Origin of the sequence: Streptomyces sp. NPDC021100 (genome assembly GCF_044333095.1) — a bacterium.
Classification (GTDB): Bacteria; Actinomycetota; Actinomycetes; order Streptomycetales; family Streptomycetaceae; genus Streptomyces.
Window position 1 is genome coordinate 15,699 of the sequence record NZ_JBIRQH010000010.1, and the last position, 18,590, is coordinate 34,288.

The 18,590-nt window shown below is 73.8% G+C and carries 13 protein-coding genes; 4 read left to right on the forward strand and 9 right to left on the reverse strand.

Annotated elements, in window-relative coordinates; translation table 11 throughout:
• Window positions 1-28: 28 nt before the first annotated feature.
• The gene (locus ACH4PU_RS19285; RefSeq protein ID WP_398273063.1) at window positions 29-1,222 is read right to left on the reverse strand and encodes a glycine C-acetyltransferase; all 1,194 of its coding nucleotides are present in this window, start codon (window positions 1,220-1,222) and stop codon (window positions 29-31) included.
• A 51-nt stretch (window positions 1,223-1,273) separates the two neighbouring features.
• Window positions 1,274-2,302 (reverse strand): L-threonine 3-dehydrogenase, encoded by a 1,029-nt coding sequence (gene tdh, locus ACH4PU_RS19290; RefSeq protein WP_398273065.1) that lies wholly within the window; start codon window positions 2,300-2,302, stop codon window positions 1,274-1,276.
• A gap of 550 nt (window positions 2,303-2,852) precedes the next feature.
• Here tdh and sph point away from each other — a divergent pair.
• From sph to ACH4PU_RS19305, 3 genes are all read left to right on the forward strand, one after another.
• The gene (gene sph, locus ACH4PU_RS19295; protein WP_398273067.1) at window positions 2,853-3,845 is read left to right on the forward strand and encodes a sphingomyelin phosphodiesterase; all 993 of its coding nucleotides are present in this window, start codon (window positions 2,853-2,855) and stop codon (window positions 3,843-3,845) included.
• Between the two features lie 152 nt (window positions 3,846-3,997).
• Window positions 3,998-5,185: a saccharopine dehydrogenase family protein gene (locus tag ACH4PU_RS19300; RefSeq protein ID WP_398273480.1), complete on the forward strand. Its 1,188-nt coding sequence runs from the start codon at window positions 3,998-4,000 to the stop codon at window positions 5,183-5,185.
• A gap of 268 nt (window positions 5,186-5,453) precedes the next feature.
• On the forward strand, window positions 5,454-6,389 hold the full coding sequence (locus tag ACH4PU_RS19305; RefSeq protein WP_398273069.1) for an SMP-30/gluconolactonase/LRE family protein: 936 nt from the start codon (window positions 5,454-5,456) through the stop codon (window positions 6,387-6,389).
• 79 nt (window positions 6,390-6,468) lie between these two features.
• On the opposite strand, the gene ACH4PU_RS19310 is transcribed toward ACH4PU_RS19305, so the two are convergent.
• The 4 genes from ACH4PU_RS19310 to ACH4PU_RS19325 form a co-directional block, all read right to left on the reverse strand.
• Complete coding sequence (locus ACH4PU_RS19310) at window positions 6,469-7,623, reverse strand: nucleotide disphospho-sugar-binding domain-containing protein (protein WP_398273071.1); 1,155 nt, start codon at window positions 7,621-7,623, stop codon at window positions 6,469-6,471.
• Window positions 7,624-7,681: 58 nt separating this feature from the next.
• Window positions 7,682-8,896: an FAD-dependent oxidoreductase gene (locus ACH4PU_RS19315; protein WP_398273073.1), complete on the reverse strand. Its 1,215-nt coding sequence runs from the start codon at window positions 8,894-8,896 to the stop codon at window positions 7,682-7,684.
• 64 nt (window positions 8,897-8,960) lie between these two features.
• Complete coding sequence (locus tag ACH4PU_RS19320; protein ID WP_398273075.1) at window positions 8,961-10,163, reverse strand: cytochrome P450; 1,203 nt, start codon at window positions 10,161-10,163, stop codon at window positions 8,961-8,963.
• 580 nt (window positions 10,164-10,743) lie between these two features.
• The gene (locus tag ACH4PU_RS19325; protein WP_398273077.1) at window positions 10,744-11,772 is read right to left on the reverse strand and encodes a hypothetical protein; all 1,029 of its coding nucleotides are present in this window, start codon (window positions 11,770-11,772) and stop codon (window positions 10,744-10,746) included.
• A gap of 642 nt (window positions 11,773-12,414) precedes the next feature.
• On the opposite strand from ACH4PU_RS19325, the gene ACH4PU_RS19330 reads away from it, so the two are divergent.
• A complete protein-coding gene (locus tag ACH4PU_RS19330) occupies window positions 12,415-14,184 on the forward strand; it encodes an NAD(P)/FAD-dependent oxidoreductase (protein ID WP_398273079.1) in 1,770 nt (589 codons plus the stop codon).
• 21 nt (window positions 14,185-14,205) lie between these two features.
• On the opposite strand, the gene ACH4PU_RS19335 is transcribed toward ACH4PU_RS19330, so the two are convergent.
• The 3 genes from ACH4PU_RS19335 to polX form a co-directional block, all read right to left on the reverse strand.
• Window positions 14,206-15,576 carry a cytochrome P450 gene (locus ACH4PU_RS19335; RefSeq protein ID WP_398273081.1) on the reverse strand — a complete coding sequence of 457 codons (1,371 nt, stop codon included), beginning with the start codon at window positions 15,574-15,576 and terminating at the stop codon, window positions 14,206-14,208.
• Window positions 15,577-15,884: 308 nt separating this feature from the next.
• Window positions 15,885-16,721, reverse strand: a complete 837-nt coding sequence (locus ACH4PU_RS19340) for a pentapeptide repeat-containing protein (protein WP_398273084.1) — start codon at window positions 16,719-16,721, stop codon at window positions 15,885-15,887.
• 134 nt (window positions 16,722-16,855) lie between these two features.
• The gene (gene polX / locus ACH4PU_RS19345; protein ID WP_398273087.1) at window positions 16,856-18,586 is read right to left on the reverse strand and encodes a DNA polymerase/3'-5' exonuclease PolX; all 1,731 of its coding nucleotides are present in this window, start codon (window positions 18,584-18,586) and stop codon (window positions 16,856-16,858) included.
• Between the last annotated feature and the right edge of the window lie 4 nt (window positions 18,587-18,590).

Here is an 18,590-nt window from a genome sequence, read left to right on the forward strand (position 1 = left end):
GTCCGGCCGGACCCCGAGCCCGGCCGGGTCAGCCCTTGAGCGCCGCCCGCGCGTCGACGAACGCGGCGACGGCCCGCTCGACGTCGGCGGTCGAGTGCGCGGCCGAGAGCTGCACGCGGATCCGGGCGGCGCCCATCGGGACCACCGGGTACGAGAAGCCGATCACGTACACGCCGCGCTCCAGCAGCAGTTCGGCCATCCGGCCGGCCTGGGCCGCGTCGCCGATCATGACGGGGGCGATCGGGTGGTCGCCGGGCAGGATCTCGAAGCCCTCCTCGGTCATCCGGCGGCGGAACAGCGCCGTGTTGGCGTTCAGCCGCTCCCGCAGGTCGCCGGCGGACTCCAGCAGGTCGAGGACCTTGAGGGAGGCGGCGGCGATGACCGGGGCGAGGGAGTTCGAGAACAGGTACGGGCGCGAGCGCTGCCGCAGCAGGGCCACGATCTCGGCGCGGGCCGCGACGTAGCCGCCGGACGCGCCGCCGAGGGCCTTGCCGAGGGTGCCGGTGATGATGTCCACCCGGTCCATGACGCCGTGCAGCTCGGGCGTGCCGCGGCCGCCGGGGCCGACGAAGCCGACGGCGTGCGAGTCGTCCACCATGACCATGGCGTCGTAGCGGTCGGCCAGGTCGCAGATCTCGCGGAGCGGGGCGACGTAGCCGTCCATGGAGAACACGCCGTCGGTGACGATCAGACGGCGGCGGGCGTCCTGCGTGTCCTGGAGCTGCTTCTCCAGGTCGGCCAGGTCGCGGTTGGCGTAGCGGTGGCGGCGGGCCTTGGAGAGGCGGATGCCGTCGATGATGCTGGCGTGGTTGAGGGCGTCGGAGATGACGGCGTCCTCGGGGCCGAGCAGCGTCTCGAAGACACCGCCGTTGGCGTCGAAGCAGGAGGAGTAGAGGATCGTGTCCTCCTGGCCGAGGAACGCCGACAGCCGCGCCTCCAGCTCCTTGTGGACGTCCTGCGTGCCGCAGATGAACCGCACCGACGCCATGCCGTAGCCCCAGCGGTCGAGGGCGTCCTTGGCGGCGGCGACGACCTCGGGGTGGTCGGCGAGGCCGAGGTAGTTGTTGGCGCAGAAGTTGAGGACGTCGCCCGGGGCGCCGCCGGCGGTGACGCTGACGGAGGCGCTCTGCGGCGTGCCGATCACGCGCTCCGGCTTGAAGAGGCCGGCTTCGCGGATCTCTTCGAGCGTGGCGCGGAGGTCGTCGCGGACGGAGTCGAACATCGGGGACAGGCTCCTTGAGGGGGTCGGGGCGAGGCGGGGGTGCCGGAGGGGTCAGGCGGTCCAGTCGAGGATGATCTTGCCACTGCGCGCGGTGGCGGCCTCGTCGAAGGCCGCGTCGAAGTCCCGGTACCCGTACCGGCCGGTGATCACCGGGCTGAGGTCGAGGCCGGCCTCCAGCAGCACGGTCATCGCGTACCACGTCTCGAACATCTCACGGCCGTAGATGCCCTTGATGGTGATCATCGACGTGACGAGCTTCGCCCAGTCGACGGGGAACTCCTGCGCGGGCAGGCCCAGCATGGCGATCCGGCCGCCGTGCGTCATGTTGGCGATCATGTCCTGGAGCGCCTCGGGCCGGCCGGACATCTCCAGGCCGACGTCGAAGCCCTCGCGCAGGCCCAGCGTGCGCTGCGCGTCGGCGATCGAGGATTCGGCCACGTTGCAGGCCAAGGTGGCACCCGCCTTGCGGGCCAGGTCCAGGCGCGGCTCGCTGACGTCGGTGATCACCACGTTGCGGGCGCCGGCGTGCTTCGCCACGGCCGCGGCCATGATGCCGATCGGGCCCGCGCCCGTGATCAGGACGTCCTCGCCGACCAGCGGGAAGGACAGCGCGGTGTGCACGGCGTTGCCGAACGGGTCGAAGATCGCGGCGACGTCCAGGTCGACCTCGGTCCGGTGCACCCAGACGTTGGAGGCCGGCAGCGCGACGTACTCGGCGAAGGCGCCGTCCCGGCCGACGCCGAGGCCGACCGTGCTCCGGCACAGGTGGCGGCGGCCGGCCAGGCAGTTGCGGCACTTGCCGCAGACCAGGTGGCCCTCGCCGCTCACCCGGTCGCCGACCGCGATGTCCCGGACGTCCGCGCCGACCTCGGCCACCTCGCCGACGAACTCGTGCCCGAGCACCAGCGGCGTCTTGACGGCTCCCTGGGCCCACCCGTCCCAGGAGCGGATGTGCAGGTCCGTCCCGCAGATGCCGGTGCGCAGCACCCGGATCAGCACGTCACCGGCGCCGATCTCCGGCTCGGGGACGTCCATGAGCCACAGACCCGGCTCGGCCTTGTGCTTGACGAGTGCCTTCATGGACGGTGGCTCCTAGGGGGTGGGGGGGTCGGCATCGGGCCGGCGGTGACCGCGGTGGTTCCGTGCGCACCGATGGGTTCGCGCGCACCAATGTGCCGAGTGATGCCCCCGGCGTCCATCGAGGTTTTCTTAAGCGGGTCAACAGCAGAACTTCACACCCCTTCGGGGAGGGCGGGACCCCGCCGTACCGTGGACGCCCGAGTCCCTCCCGCCAGGCGTGCGGCCCCGGCGGGAGGAGCGCGAGCCGAGCCCGGTCAGGTCGCAACGCGCCGTCGAACTCGTCCCCGCCGGTCCAGCCGCCGCCGGCGTAGGGCTGCCGGCGGTGCCACACACCGCCGGTGCGGGCGACGCCGAACAGCTCCAGCCGGCCGTCCGCGTTGCGAGCCGCCGTACCCCACCGGCGCCGAGGCGGGCCGCCCCCGCCCGTTCCGCTTCCGGAAGGCTCCGCTCACCTGACGGTCGCCCGGACGTCACCCGCGAGCGCTTCGCTGTGCCGCGACGCACCCCACGCCCCACACCGCTCGCCCACCCCACCCGTTCAGGAGACCCCGTGCAGCTCCCCGGCCCCACCCGTGCCGCGACCACCCTCGCCGCCGCCCTGCTGACCGCCGCCGCCCTGGCGCACCCGGCGGGCGCCGCCGGTGCGGCCGCGTCCGACCCCGCCGTGCCGGGGCTGAAGGTGCTCACCTACAACACCTTCCTCATGAGCACGAACCTGTACCCGAATTGGGGACAGCGGCACCGGGCCGAGGCGATCCCCGCCGCGGGCTTCTTCCAGGGGCAGGACGTCGTCGTCCTCCAGGAGGCGTTCGACAACGACGCCTCCGACGCGCTCAAGGCCCGCGCCGCCGACCGGTACCCGTACCAGACGCCCGTCGTCGGCCGTTCCAAGGACGGCTGGGACGCCACCGGCGGGGCCTACTCGGCCCTCACCCCCGAGGACGGTGGGGTGACCGTGCTCAGCAAGTGGCCCATCGTCCGCAAGGAACAGGTCGTCTTCAAGGACGCCTGCGGCTCCGACAAGTGGTCCAACAAGGGCTTCGCGTACGTCGTCCTGAACGTCGGCGGCGCCCGGGTGCACGTCGTCGGCACCCACACGCAGTCCACGGACGGCGGCTGTGCGGCGGGGGAGGCCGCGGCGGACCGCGCCCGGCAGTTCCGGCAGATCGACGCGTTCCTCGACGCCCGGCGCATCCCGGCGAGCGAGCAGGTCATCGTCGCCGGAGACCTCAACGTCGACTCCCGGAGCGCCGAGTTCGCCTCCCTGCTCGCCGACGCGGACCTCGACCCGGCGGAGGCGCGCACCGGCCACCCGTACTCCTTCGACACGAAGGAGAACTCCATCGCCGCCTACCGGTACCCGAACGACGCCCGGGAGGACCTGGACCACGTCCTGCACCGCAAGGGCCACGTCCGGCCCGCCGGGTGGACGAACACGGTGGTCCAGGAGCGGTCCGCGCCCTGGACCGTGTCGAGCTGGGGCAAGGAGTACACCTACACCGACCTCTCCGACCACTACCCGGTCGTCGCCGGCGGGCGCTGACCTCTGCACGCGGGCGGACAGGCGCTGTTGACGGCGGAGCGGCGGCTCTGTGAGGGTTGCGGATCACATGCGGGCGGCGAGCGGCCCCGGTGATCCGGCCCGGCGCGGGAGGTGCCATGAACAGTGCCGAGAGCAGTCCCGTGAACACTGCCGTGAGCAGGCAGGACGGCCCCCGGCGGCCCTACGACGTCGTCCTCTTCGGAGCGACCGGCTTCGTCGGCGAACTGACCGCCGCGTACCTCCTGGCCCACGCGCCGCAGGGCTGCCGGCTGGCCCTCGCCGGGCGGAACCGGGCCAAGCTGGAACGGCTGCGGGAGCGGCTGGCCGACGGGGCCGGTCCCGCGCCCGCCCTGCTCACCGCGGCCGCCGACGACCCGGCCGCGCTGCGCGGCCTCGCCGAGTCCGCCCACGTCGTCGCCACCACCGTGGGCCCGTACGTCCACCACGGCGAGGCGCTGGTCGCCGCGTGCGCGGCGGCCGGCACCGACTACCTGGACCTCACCGGCGAGGCGGAGTTCGTCGACTCCGTGTACGTGCGGCACGACGCGCGGGCCCGCGAGACCGGCGCGCGGATCGTGCACAGCTGCGGCTTCGACTCGGTCCCGTACGACCTCGGCGTGTACTACACCGTCCGGCACCTGCCCGAGGACGTGCCGCTGCGCGTCGACGGCTTCGTCCGGGCCCGGGGCGCGTTCTCCGGCGGCACGCTGGCCTCCGCCCTGACGGTCGCGGGACGCGGCCGTCAGACGCTGGCCGCCGCGCGGGAACGGCGGCGGTACGAGCCACGGCCCGCCGCCGGCCGCCGGGTCAGAGTGCCGCTGGGCGGGCCGCGGTTCAGCCCGGAGACGGGCGCCTGGGCGCTGCCCCTGCCGACCATCGACCCCCAGGTCGTACGGCGCTCGGCCGCCGCGCTGGAGCGGTACGGGCCCGACTTCCGCTACCGGCACTACGCGGCGGTGCGCACGCTGCCGGTGGCGCTGGCCGCCCCGGTGGGAGCCGCCGGCCTCGTCGTCGCCGCCCAACTCCCGGCGCTGCGCCGCTGGTTGGCGGACCGCTACCCCGCCGGGCGGGGGCCGGACGCCGAGCGGCGGGCCCGGAGCTGGTTCCGGGTCCGGTTCGTCGGCGAGGGCGGCGGGCGGCGGGTGCTGACCGAGGTCGCGGGCGGGGACCCGGGGTACGGGGAGACCGCCGTGATGTTCGGCGAGGCGGCCCTGTGCCTCGCGCACGACCGACTCCCCGCCACCGCGGGGCAGGTGACGACCGCCGTGGCGATGGGCGACGCCCTGACGGAGCGGCTCACCGCGGCGGGGATCCGCTTCCGCGTCGCGGCGGCCGACTGAACCGCCACGGCCGGGGCCCGGTACGGCTGCCCGCCACGGCCGGGGCCCGGCACGACTGCCGGCGGCGCCCGCGTACGTGACCCGGCCCGCGCGCCGTCGCCCTCTCCCGGCCGGCGGCGGTGCCCGGCCCCGCACCCGTCCGGCACCCGGCGGAGACGTCCGTCCCCCGGCGACGCCCGGCCGGCGGGAGACGGCCGCGCCGCCGCCGCGTCCCGGCCCTGTCCCCGCCGCACCCGCGAACACCCACGCGACCGAAGGAGAAGACGGCATGCGTATGCGCTCGACCATGGTGGTGGCCGGCCTGCTGGCCGCGCTGACGACCGGAGGGACGGGGGCGGCCACGGCCGCGCCCGGCACGCTCGTCGGCACGGCCTCGCCGTCCTGCGGGCAGCGGGCCCGTGTGGAGGTGTTCCACGAGGGCGGCGTCCCACTGCTGGACTGGCGGGAGAACCTCGAGTTCGACGGCCGGGGGACCCTCTGGGTCTCGCACCTGACCAAGCACCGTGTCGAGGGGTACGCCCCCGACGGCACCTCGCGCGGCGGCTTCCGGCTGGCCGGGCCGGGCGGCATCCGGCGCGGCCCGGACGGCATGATGTACGTCGACTACGGGGTGAACCCGCTGACTCCGCGCGGCGGCGTCGTCCGCTTCGACCCGGCCGCCGCCGAGCCGAGACCGCAGCGGGTCGTGGACGGGATCTCCGGCATCAACGGCCTCGCCGTCGACTCCGCCGGCAACCTCTACCTCAGCCGCGAACTGTCCACCGGAATCCTCAAGATACGTCCGGACGGCACCCGCGACGAGGCGTGGACCAAGGCCGCGTCCCTTTTCGGCGGCAACGGCCTGGACATCGTCGGGGACCAGCTCTACGTCAGCGTCCTCACCGACCCGACGTCCAGGATCGTACGCGTCCCGCTCGACGACCCCGGGCGCTACACCACGGTCGCCCGGCTCACCCCCCATCCCCTGCACGACAAGGTCCTGGACGATCTGACGCACTTCCGCGGAGACCTGGTGGTGGCCGGCTTCCGCAGCGGTGAGCTGATCCGCGTCGACCCGGCCACCGGCCGGTCCTGCGTCCTGGCGACCGGTCTGCGCATGCCCACCAGCGTCCGCGCCGCCCAGGGCTTCGGCGGCCTCGACCCCGAGCACCACCTCTTCGTCGTCGAGGCGTCCGGCCGCATCGTCAAGGTGACCGTGGACTGACGCGGACCGACGCGCGTGGGCCGGACGCCCGGGGTACGGGCCGGGGGCCGGCCGGGACACCGGGCGGCCCCCGTCGCCGTCAGGCCCCGGCCACCAGCTCCTCCAGCCTGCCCACCACCTCCGCCGGGGCAGGCATCGACCGGATCTCCTCGCGGACCTCGGCCGCGGCCGCCCGCAGCCCCTCGTCCGCCAGCACCGACTCCAGCAGCTCCGGCCCGATCTCCTCCGGCCGTACGGCCCGGCCCACCCCGCGGCCGGCGACCAGGTCGGCGGTGGCCGGCCGGCCCAGGCCCTTGAAGACCGGCATGATCTGCGGCAGACCGTGCGCCATCGCGCCCAGCGCGGTGCCCGGCCCCGCGTGGTGGACGACCGCCGAACAGCGGGCCAGCAGCGCGCTGTACGGCACCCAGTCGAAGGCGTGCACATTGTCCGGGAGCTCGCCGAACGGCTCCAGGTCGACGCGCGGCAGGACCACCACGAACTCGGCGTCCGTCTTGGGCGCCGTCGCCAGGATCCGCTCCATGACCCGCGCCGCCTCCCCGGGCACCGGCCCGCTGCCCAGCGAGACGGCGATCCGGGGCGTCTCCGGCACCCGGTTGAGGAGGTCGAACAGCGGCTTCGGCAGCGGACCGCTCCCGTTGTAGGGCACGTACCGCAGCGGCCACGCGCCCGGCTCGGTGGGCACCACGCTCGGCGGGGTGATGTCGACGACCGCCCGGGCCTCGGGCAGGTCCACCCCGTGCTCCTCGAACAGGTCGGCGTGCAGCTCGCGCATCAGCTCGGCGGACGGGTTGAGGAAGCCGAAGCCGTGCTGCACCGCGGGCACCCCCAGCTTGGCCGCCGCCACCATCCCGGGCGTCAGCAGCGGGGAGTGCACCACGACGTCCGGCCGCCACTCCTCGGCCGTCCGGATCACCGCCGCGACCATCTCCGGCTGGAGCCGCAGCGCCGCCGCGACCGCGCCGCCGATCACCTCCAGATAGTCGGCGCCGTCCACCTCCTGGAGCAGCTTGCCGGCCACCTCGGGGTGGCGCTGGGCGAGCAGGCCCACCATCTTCTCCAGGGACAGGCCGGGCGCGACGTCCACGGTGCGCGCGCCCGCCTCGCCCAGGGCCAGCCCTGGGCCGCAGGAGGCGACCAGGACCTCGTGACCGGCCGTCTGGAGCGCCCAGTTCAGGGCCACCAGGGGATAGGTGTGGCCGGTGCCGGGGGTGGTCGTGATCAGTACGCGCATTGCCGTGGGTTCTCCGTTCGCGAGGGGGTGTCGGGGCGGATGGGACGGGTGGCGCCGCTCAGCGCAGCGCCGCGGCCGGATGTTCGGGGCGCAGCCCGATCGCCATCGCCCGGGCCGGGCCGCCCTGGAGCGGGGGCAGCCGCCGCAGGACGCGCAGCACCCGGGGGGTGGTGGACTTGCCCTGGCCGTTGATCCATGGCTCCAGGAAGCCGGTCTGCAGGGCCCGTTGGATGCGCTGGGTGACCACCGTGGGCGGCATGCGGCGGCGCTGGACCCGTTCCAGGTGCGCGGTCTCCAGCGTCCCGTCGCGCAGCGGCCGCGCCAGGATGTTCGCGGCGGCGACGGCGTCCTGGACGGCGAGGTTGATGCCGACGCCCATGATGGGCGACATGGTGTGCGCCGCGTCCCCGATGCACAGCAGCCCCGGCCGCCACCACCGGTGCAGCCGGTCGATCTGTACGTCGAGCACTTTGACGTCGTCCCAGGTGCGGACCTCGTGCACCCGGTCGGCGAGGAACGGCTTGAGCGTGGCCAGCGACTCCCGGAAGGCCTCCAGGCCCTCGGCGCGGAGCTGCTCGTAGCCGCCCTTGCGGACGGCGAGGGCGGCCTGCCAGTGGCCCTGCCGCTCGATGCGGACCAGCAGCTTGCCGTCGGCGGAGAGCCGGCCGACCATGCCGCCCGGGTCCTCGTCGCGCTTGGACAGCCGGAACCACAGGATGTCCATGCCCGAGCCGAACGCCCGGTGCCGCAGCCCGGACGCGGCGCGGACCGCCGAGCGGCGGCCGTCGGCGGCGACCGTGAGGTCCGCGTGGAGCTCGTGCTCCCGCCCCTCGGCGTCGCGGTAGCGGACGCCGGTGACATGGTTCCCGGACCGGAGGATCCCGGTGACCTCGCTCTCGCGCAGCAGCCGGAAGTTGGGGAACCGGTCGGCCTCCTCCACGAGGAAGTCGAGGAAGTCCCACTGCGGCAGAAAGGTGATGTACGGGAACTCGCCCGGCAGCCTGCGGAAGTCGGCCAGCGTGAAGGGCCCGTCGTCGGTGACGACCTGGAGGCGGTGGATCCGGTGGTGGGGGAGCTTGCGGAAGCGTTCCCCCAGGCCGAGTTCGCCCATGAGGCGGTGGGTGGAGGCGTGCACCGTGTCGCCCCGGAAGTCACGCAGGAAGTCGGCGTGCTTCTCCAGTACCACGGTCTCCACGCCGGCCCTGGCGAGCAGCATGCCGAGCATCATTCCGGCGGGTCCCGCACCGGCGATGGCACACGTCGTACGACTCATCCCCTGCCCTTCCTCGGTCGGTTGTGTCATGCCGTCGCGCCCGGGCCGCCGGGTGACGGCCGGCTCACCATGTGACGGGCAGCGCCTCCGGCGCCCGTGCGATCAGCCCCGGTTTCCACGGGACCTCCTCCGGCGGCACGGCCAGCCGGAGGGTGGGGAACCGGCTGGTGATCCCCTCCAGCGCCACCTTGAGCTCGGCCCGGGCCAGGCTCGCGCCGAGGCAGTAGTGCTGCCCGTGGCCGAATCCCAGGTGCGGGTTGTGCTCCCGGTCGAAGCGGATGGTGTCCGGGTCCTCGAAGACCCGCTCGTCCCGGTCGCCGGCGGCCCGCTGGAAGATCACGGTGTCGCCCTTGCGGATCGGCACCCCGCCGATCTCCACGTCCTCGGCGGCGCGGCGCGGGAAACTGCCCACCGAGCGCAGCGGGATGACGCGCAGCATCTCCTCGATCGCGGGGTCCAGCAGCGACCGGTCCGCGCAGAGCCGCTCGTAGAGCTCGTGCTGGGCGAGCAGCAGGAAGGAGACGTTGGAGATCATGCTGAGGGACGTCTCGTGGCCGGCCATGAGGATGCCGATGCCCGTCCGCACCGCCTCGACCTCGGACAGCCGGCCGTCGTCCAGCGCTTCTATGAGCACGGATATGAGGTCGTCGGAGCGGTTGTCCCGGCGCTGCTTGATCAGCCGGCGCAGGAACGCCTCCAGGCCGTCGCGGGCCTCGTCGATCTCCTCCTTGGTGTGCGCGGAGGTGGCCACGAAGACGTCGGAGAACCTGCGGAACTGCGCCCGGTCCTCGTACGGGACGCCGAAGAGCTCGACGATCATCCGGACGGGGAGCGGGATCGCCAGCCGCTGGACGAGGTCGCCGGGCGGGCCGGCCGCCTCCATGGCGTCCAACTCGCTGGTGACGAGGTCGCGCATGCGGTCGGCGAGCTGCGACACGATGCGCGGCCGGAAGGCGTGTGCGACGACCTTGCGGATCCTGCCGTGGTCCGGCGGGTCCATGCTGAGCAGGTTGCCCGGGCGCAGCGGCAGCGGCGTCACCCGCGCGGTGTCGGGGGCCGTCGCCGCGAACGAGCTGAAGCGGGTGTCGGCGAGGAACTGTTTGATCTCGTGATAGCCCGTGACGAGCCAGGCGTCACCGCCGTAGGGCAACCGCACCCTGGCGACCGGCTCGTTGCGGCACAGTTCCAGGTAGCGGGGGTGCAGGTCGAGACGGACCACCGGGCCGAAGGGGTAGGCCGGTGGCCCGGACGTGTCTGTGGCAGACATGGGTGCCACCTTCTGCGAGTCGTCCGGCGCACGGAGGATCCGTCGCACGGTGATGGAGAACCGGGCGGCCCTCGCTCGGCCGCTGGCGGCCCGCGAGGTCCGACGTCGCCCTGTGGAGGTTCCGGCGACCGGTGTCGAGAGGACGGAAGAGAGCTGAGCTGAAAGCCGAGAGCACTGAAGAAGACCGGACGGGACGGTGAACGGCACTCTCGAGGGCGGAACCGGTCGTGACGGCGGTGGCGCCTGGCGCCCGCCGGCCCGATCCGGCGTGGGAATCCTCCCACAACGGCCCCCGGGGGAAGGCGTGTTCGACACCGCTCACGGGCCCGGCCCGCCGGCCTCTGTGACGCACGGGGCCGGACGGACGCGAGGGGCCGGCGGAGACCGGTGGGGAGCGGGGCCGCGCCGGGGGCTTCGGTGCCGGACATGCCGAACGCCCGCGCGACCGGACGGCGTCGGGGCCGTACGGTCACGCGGGCGCGTGGTGTCCCGGGACGGGCGCCGGGCGGCGCCCTCGGCGGGCGGAGAGGAGCGGCGCCCGGCCGGTGGGCGGGGTGAGAGGTGTCCGCCGGTGGCCCGGTCAGGCCCTCGGCCGGGACCGCCCGCCGGCCGGCTCGGCCTGCCCCGCCTCCCCGGCCTGCGCCTCCCGCTCCACCTGCTCGGCGAAGCGGGTCCACACGTCGGCGCACTCGCGGGCCAGTTGGGTGATCCCGTCCGCGCAGTGCGGCGGGATGGTGGCGGCGAGCTTCGCCCACACGGTGGCGTCCAGGTCGTGCACGGCGAAACCGCGCAGCAGGAAACGGCCGGACTGGGAGAGCCGCAGCGCCGGGTCCTTGCGGAGCCGGTCCAGCCGCTCCCGCGCGTCCCGCAGGGACGGCACCTCGGCGATACGGGTCTCCGGACGCGGCTCGGACCGCGGCTCCCGGGCGCGCTCGGCGGCGGCACCGGAGCCCTGCGGCACCGGGTCCATGCCGAGGAGCAGGCGCTTCTTCACGTCGTGCGCGGTGCCGAGCGAGATCCCGGCGAGCCGGGCGATCTCGCGCAGACTCGCCTCGGGGCGCTGCCGGATCACCTCGACGGCGCGCAGCCGTCCGCTGGCGACGCTCGCCACGTCCGCGCGGCGCCGCTTGCCGTCCAGACCGATCCGGGTGTTCAAGTGGGCAACGTCGACGCTTGAACGCCGTACCCGGGAGACGGTCCGGGGCGACAGGGCGGTGACGGACGCGACGTACCGGTCCGAGAGCGCCGGGCTCTCCCGGAGGATCCGGGCGGCGGCGGCCAGCCGGTCGTCGTGGGAGAGCGGTTTGCCGTGGGTGATGTTCAGACTCACCGCGGTGGCGAACACGTTCCGCTCCGGCATGTCCAACAGGTAGGCGCTGATGGTGCGGTCGCCCCGGACGCGGGCGGCGGCGAGCCGGTGCATCCCGTCGATCACCCGCCCGGTGGGCCGGTGCACGACGATCGGCGGAAGCTCGTCCTCGAGCGCGACGAGCGTGTCGATGTACGCCCGGTCCAGGCCGTTGGTGCGTGGTGAGTCCGCGGACAGTAAGGAGTCGACCGGTACGTCGGCGCGCGTCGTCGCGCTCAGGACCGGTGTCAGAAAAGGCATGGAGCCGCCATCGTCACTCATCAGATCCCCCGCGTTCCCCCGCATGACTGATGGTGCTGCGCCTTTACGCTAACCATGCGCTTCCGATCCAGGCAAGAGGTTAACGGAGGGTATAACCGGACGCTGTGCGGAAGATCGAACTCCCTTACGTCACGGCAGACTTGGAAGAGGAACCGGTATAAGGGGATCCGGTCTCCTGCCGCGGTTTTCCGCCGGTGAACGCGCGGGGACGAAGGTACGCTTGCGGCGCACCGCCGGCCGGAAGCGGAAGCACCCCACCGGACCCGCACGGCGTCCCGCCACTCCGACGGCCGGCACCCGGCCGTCGCCCGCGGACCCCAACCCTCCACCGGGGGCCGCCCGTTCAGGGTCCCGCACACGCATGGACGGCGCCGCCGACGCCGCGTACCGTCAGGGCGTCGATCCCGAGCCAGGCGCGGAACGACGGGGCGGTGCGCGGCCCGTTCGGCGATCGGCGGCCTCATGGCCCCGGCCCGGCGTGCGCCCAGCCGCGCGGCCACCGGGCGGACGGCCCGTGCCGGGCCCCGAGCCACCTTCCTCCACCCTCCGGTCCCTCGAACATTCGGCACCCACCTGTTCAGCGAACGAACCCACCTGTTCAGCGAACGAAAGGTCAGCACCGTGCGGGAGTACTACGACGTCGTGATCATGGGTGGCGGGCCGGCCGGCTCCACCCTCGGTGCCCTGCTCGCCCAGCGCAGCGACCTGCGGACGGCCATCTTCGACAAGGAAGTGTTCCCCCGCGAGCACATCGGCGAGTCGTTCGCCCACCCCGTGGTCCCCGCGCTCCAGGAGAGCGGCGCCCTCGCCAAGGTCCTCGCCAGCCCGTGCTGGGTGAAGAAGTACGGCGGCGTCTACGCCTGGGACCCGGACCGGCCGAGCGTCGCCCTCTTCGACCGGGCCCTGTTCGAGCAGGACGGCGTGCTGCGCTGGACGATGCACGTCAACCGGGCCGAGTTCGACCACATCCTGCTGGACCACGCCGCCGACGTGGGCGTCGACGTCTTCCAGGGCACCGCCGTCACCGCCTATGAACCCGACGCGAACGGCGGGGTGGTCCGCCTCGCCGACGGGACGTCGGTCCGCGCCGGGTACTTCGTCGACGCCTCGGGACGCCAGAGCAGCGTCTCCGCCGCCCGCAACAAGCGCGGCTGGCTCTCGAACTTCAAGAACATCGCCATCTGGCAGCACTTCACCGGCGGCGGGCACACCCAGAACCTGCCCGCCGACTGGAACGTCTTCACCTCGGACAACTTCTCGCCCATCGGCTGTTTCGCCTTCCGGGACGGCTGGTGCTGGTACATACCGGTGCCGAAGGTCATCGACGGCCGGCGCGTCCTCACCCACTCCGTCGGCATCGTCACCAACCCGGCCGTCCTCAAGGAGCCGGGACGCGACTACACCGACCAGGCGACGTTCCTCGCCGCCGTGCGCGAGGTCCCGTACCTCAAGGACCTCATCACGGACGTGGTGCCGGTCGCGGATCACATGATCACTGCCACCAACTACTCCCGCGTGGCCGAGGAGTTCGGCGACTACGACGAGCGGCACCTGCTCGTCGGCGACGCGGCCTTCTTCGTCGACCCCCTCTTCTCCTCCGGCGTCGCGGTCGCCCTCACCCAGGCGCAGGCCGCCGCGCTGCTGCTGCTGAAGACCACCGACGGCAGCCTGGAGGAGGCCGACCGGCGGCAGCTCTGGCGGGACTACAACGACAAGTGGCACGGCACCGCCGAGACGTTCGCCCTGATGATCGACCAGTGGTACCACGCCATCGCCAAGAACAACCCGGACAGCGTCTACTGGAACACCCGCGGCACCGGCGCCGACCTCGGCATCCGCGAGCAGACCTTCGACGCCCTGCTCAACACGGCGTTCCAGCCCGCCCTGCTGGACGTCATGACGCACAACAGCCGCCGGGTCGAGGACCTGGACGCGGCGGGCCCCTACCTGTCCGCCACCGCCCTCGCCGAACCGGCCGGCCTCACCCCCGACGCCGTCCTCACGCTGGCCCCCACCACCGCCGTCCGCGACGGCGTCACCATGCTGGTGCCGGGCTTCAAGGCCACCAACCCGCCCGCCAACGTCCAGCTCCCGCCCGCCGTCCTGGCCGGCATGGCGGAGTACTGGAAGAACCCCCTGACCCACCCCACCGCGGTACCGGCGCCGCTGCGCGACACCGTCCCCTGCAAACGGATCCACTCCACCGAGGACCCGCACGGCCCGTCCATCGACGCGGACGCCCGCCGGGACGGCGTGGACGAACTGTGGGAGCTGCTGAGCGCCGGCCCGGTGAAGTACGGCGAGATCGCCGGGCGCCTCACACCCGCGCAGATCCGGCTGGTGAAGCGGATGTGCGTGGGCGGCTTCCTGCACATCGCCCCCGCCGCCTGACGGCGGGACGCCCGCACCGGCTCAACCGGCCCTGGCCCGCGCCACCGTGACCATCGGCAGCCGGTGCGGGCGCAGGACGAGGCGCGGGGCCGGGCGGACCCGGCGGCCGTCCGCCGGGCGCAGGTCCCAGTCCGCGACGACGGTCGCCAGCGCCAGGGCCGCCTCGGTGAGGGCGAAGACGTCGCCGATGCACTTGCGCGGCCCGCTGCCGAACGGCAGGAACGCCGTGCGCGGGGGAGTGGGGGCACCGGGCGCGGCGATCCAGCGGTCCGGGTCGAAGCGCTCGGGCTCGGGGAACAGGTCCGGCCGCCGGTGGAGGAGGTAGGCGCTGTAGACCACGGTCGTACCGACGGGGAGGGAGTGCCCGCCGAGGCTGGTGTCGCCGGTGGTGGTCCGGGTGAGCAGCCAGGCCGGCGGATACAGCCGCAGCGCCTCGTTGACCACCGCCGCGGTCAGCCGCAGGTCCGGCAGGTGGGCGAGGGTCGCGGCGGGCGCGGTGCCCAGCACCGCGTCCACCTCCGCGCGCAGCCGGCGGGCCACCTCGGGGTGGCCGCCCAGCAGGTGCAGGGCCCAGGCCAGGGCACTGCCGCTGGTCTCGGTGCCGGCGGCGAAGAAGGTGACGAACTGGTCGGTGACCTCGGATTCGGACAGCGCCCGGCCGTCCGGCCCGTCCCGGCCGGCGGCCAGCAGCAGGGACAGCAGATCGTCGGGGTCGTCCGTGCCGGTACGGCCGTCGGAGGCGCCGCGGTGGTCGGCGATGAGCCGGCCGATCGCCGCACGCATCCGGGAACGCGCCCGGTCGTAGCGGCGGTTGCCCGGCGCCGGCAGCCGGTCGGCCGTCGGGACGAGGGCGCGCCGCGGGATCCCCGCCACGACGGTGGTGAAGTCTTCCCGGAGCGGCGCGAGCCGCGCGTCGTCCGCCTCCGCGCCGAACATCGCCGAGACGGTGATCCGCGCGCTGAGCGCGAGCATCTCGTCGGCGGCGTCGACCGTCCCGCCGTCGTGCCACGCCCCGGTCGTCACCCGTGCCTGCCGGGACATCACCTCGGCGTACGCCGCCATCCGGGCGGAGTGGAACGCCGGCTGCAGCAGCCGCCGCTGCTCCCGGTGGTCGCGGTACGGGCAGCTCGCCAGCCCGTTCCCGGTCACCTCCCGGATCCGTTCGTAGAGGGGGCCGCCCTTGTCGAAGGTCCGGTCGTCCCGCAGCACCCGGCGGGTCAGCTCGGGATCGCAGACCACCACCGCCCGGACCGGACCGACCCGGACCTGGACCAGGTCGCCGCGGCCGGGCAGCGCGTCGAGGAAGGCGAGGGGGTCGCGGACGAGGGGCAGGGCGTGGCCGAGGAGCGGCAGCGCCCCCGGGGCGACACCGTAAGTGCAGCGAGCGTTCACGAGCGCTCCGAGGGTTCGTGCCGACGGGGTGGCGGCGGACCGGCGCGGTGACCCGACCGCCGGGGCGGCCGTCGGGCACGGGCTGAACCCCGCGTTCCGGGCCGCCGAGGTTCCCCGTGCCCGTGGCTGGGCACCACCATCCCCGGCGATCGGGGAGCACGGGGGTGAAAGGCGGGCGAAGGCCCGCGAAAAGCTCCCTGCCGCGCGCCCTGGCACGGACGGCGGCCGGCGCCGGCGCACAGGGAGCGGCGCGCGGCCGCCCCTCCGCGCCGTGCGAGCGGTGTGCTGTCGCTCCCGGTGCCCCGGTGCTACCGCGCCCAGTGCCCCGGCCGGTCCAGCCCCTCGGGCAGCCGGGTCCGCGCGTCGCCCTTGGCCGCGTTCACCTGGAGCTGGGTGAGGAAGAAGGCGCCCGTCAGATCCGCCCCCGCGAGGTTCGCGTCGCGCAGGTCGGCGCCGATCAGGTCGGCCGAGCGGAGGTCGGCCCCCGAGAGGTCGGCGGCGATCAGACAGGCGCCGCGCAGGTTCGCCGCCCGCAGGTCCGCGCCCCGGAGACCGGCCCCCATCAGATCGGCACCGCGCCGGTTCTTCCCCTTGCCCTTGCCGTCCCGGCCGCGCACCAGTTCGCTCGCGCGCAGCAGCAGGACGTTCACCTCCTGCCGGAGCGCGGGCACGTCCAGCCCGAGGAGCGCATCGGCGTCCGACCGCGTCAGCGCCTCGACCTTCCCGAGCACCAGGCGGACGTCACGGTGGACCGGCCGGGCCTTCGGCAGCGTCAGCGCCTCCGCCAGATACCGCAGCAACTCGTGCAGCTGTCGCATCACCGGGAACACGTCGAACATCGGCTTGGCCGTCTCCGGCGCCTCCCGCCAGCTGGTCCCGCCGAAGGTGACCTGCGAGACCTTCTGCCCGGCCCCGAAGCAGTCGTACACCGTGCACCCCGAGAAACCTTTCTCCCGCAGCGTGGTGTGCGTGCCGCAGCGGAAGTCCTCCCGCAGGTTCGGACACGGCTTCCCCGCCTCCTTGTTCATCGCGAAGTCGGCCGACGCCGCGAACGGCAGGGCCACGCAGCAGAGCGCGAAACAGCTGCCGCAGTCGGCCCGCAGGCCGAGGGAGTCGATGTCCGGGACGTCGCGTATGTCGGGCACGGTGCGCGCGGTTCCTCTGAGCGTGGCCGCGGCGGAGCGGGAACTCCGGCCGGGCGGGGGCGGGCGGGATTCCGGGCCGGACCGGCGGGCACGGCGCGGGATGACCCATTCAGTCTAGGACGCCCCGGCCCTGGTCAGCCGCGCCGCCGCCCCTCGTCCAGGAAGCGCCTGAGCTTCGGCAGCGGCCAGGTGTTGACGACGTCGTCCGCGGTGAGCCAGCCGCGCCGGGCCGTTCCCACCCCGAACCGCAGGTACGGCAGGTGCGTCACCGAGTGCGCGTCCGTGTTCACCACGAACTTCACGCCGTGCCGGCGCGCCCGCAGGATGTCCTCGTCGCAGAGGTCCAGCCGCTCAGGGTGGGAGTTGATCTCCAGGGCGGTGCCGGTGCGGGCACAGGCCCTGAAGACCTCGTCGAAGTCCGCGTCGATGCCCGGCCGCTTGCCGATCCGCCGGGTGGTGGGGTGGCCGATGACGGAGACGTGGGGGTTCTCGCAGGCCCGGACCAGCCGGCGGGTCAGTTCCTCGCGGGTCTGGTGGAAGTGGGAGTGCACGGACGCCACGCACAGGTCGAAGCCGGCGAGGAAGTCGTCCGGCCAGTCCAGGTCGCCGTCCGGGCCGATGTTCAGCTCGGTGCCGTGCAGGAGCCGCATCTTCCGGTGCCTGCCGTCGAGGGCCCGCACCCGTTCCCGCTGGGCCAGGACCTTCTCGTCCGTCATCCGCTGCATGTACAGGTTCGGGGCGTGGTCGGTGACGGCGTAGTACGCGTAACCGCGCGCCGCCGCCGCGGCCACCATCTCCTCCAGCGAGGACACCCCGTCCGTGAGGTCGGTGTGGGTGTGCAGGTCGCCGCGGACGTCGTCCTCGCCGATCAGGTCCGGGAGGTCGCCCCGCAGCGCGGCGGCGATCTCGCCGCGGTCCTCGCGGAGGGCCGGCGGGATCCAGGGCAGCCCGAGCCGGGCGTACACCTCCTCCTCCGTGCGCGAGGCGACCTTCCGGCCGGTCCTGACGCGGAAGAGGCCGTATTCGGAGAGCTTCAGCTCCTTGCGCACGGCGATCTCGCGGATCCGGATGTTGTGCGCCCTTGAACCGGTGAAGTACAGCAGGCCCGCGCCCCACGCGTCCGGCGGCAGGACGCGGAGGTCGACCTGAAGCCCGGTCGACGTGCGGATGGAGGTCTTCTTCCGGCCACCCGCGATGACCTCCGCCGTGTCCGGGAGGGCGCGGAACGCCTCCATGAACGGCTCCGGGTCGTCGGCCGCGACCAGGACGTCGATGTCGCCGATGGTCTCCCGCATCCGCCGCAGCGACCCCGCGTACGCGCAGTCCGCGCAGCCGGGGACGCGCGACAGCTCGGCGACGATCCTCTCCGCCGCCTCCAGGGCCGCCGAGAGCAGGATCCGCCCGCCGGCCTTCTGCATGAGCTCGATGCCGTGCAGGATGTTGTGCTCGGTCTTCTCGCCGAACCCCTTGAGGTCGCGCAGCCGTTCCGCGCGGACGGCGTCGAGCAGCTCCTCGACGGAGGAGACGCGGAGCTCCTCGTACAGGGCGAGCGCCTTCTTCGGGCCCAGGGTGGGGATGGTGAGCAGCTCCCGCACCCCGGCCGGGACGGACGCGCGGGTCTCCTCGAAGGCCGCGACCCGGCCGGTCCGCAGGTACTCCACGACCTTCTCGGCGATCGACTTCCCGACGTTGGGGATCTCGCGCAGCGCCTTGACGTCCATGGCCGAGACGTCGTCCGGGAACCCGCCGACCGCGCGGGCCGCCTTCTCGTAGGCGCGCGCCTTGAACGCGTCGCCCCCGGTGATGGCGACGAGGTCGGCGTACTCCTGGAGCAGCGCCTCGACCTCTTCGTTGGGCCGGGCCATGGGT

Bases quoted from the DNA above. Each gene is read 5' to 3' on its own strand.
- ACH4PU_RS19315 (WP_398273073.1), bottom strand. From the start codon at position 8,896: ATGAGTCGTACGACGTGTGCCATCGCCGGTGCGGGACCCGCCGGAATG.
- polX (WP_398273087.1), bottom strand. From the start codon at position 18,586: ATGGCCCGGCCCAACGAAGAGGTCGAGGCGCTGCTCCAGGAGTACGCC.
- ACH4PU_RS19310 (WP_398273071.1), bottom strand. From the start codon at position 7,623: ATGCGCGTACTGATCACGACCACCCCCGGCACCGGCCACACCTATCCC.
- tdh (WP_398273065.1), bottom strand. From the start codon at position 2,302: ATGAAGGCACTCGTCAAGCACAAGGCCGAGCCGGGTCTGTGGCTCATG.
- ACH4PU_RS19325 (WP_398273077.1), bottom strand. From the start codon at position 11,772: ATGCCTTTTCTGACACCGGTCCTGAGCGCGACGACGCGCGCCGACGTA.
- ACH4PU_RS19305 (WP_398273069.1), top strand. From the start codon at position 5,454: ATGCGTATGCGCTCGACCATGGTGGTGGCCGGCCTGCTGGCCGCGCTG.
- ACH4PU_RS19285 (WP_398273063.1), bottom strand. From the start codon at position 1,222: ATGTTCGACTCCGTCCGCGACGACCTCCGCGCCACGCTCGAAGAGATC.
- ACH4PU_RS19320 (WP_398273075.1), bottom strand. From the start codon at position 10,163: ATGTCTGCCACAGACACGTCCGGGCCACCGGCCTACCCCTTCGGCCCG.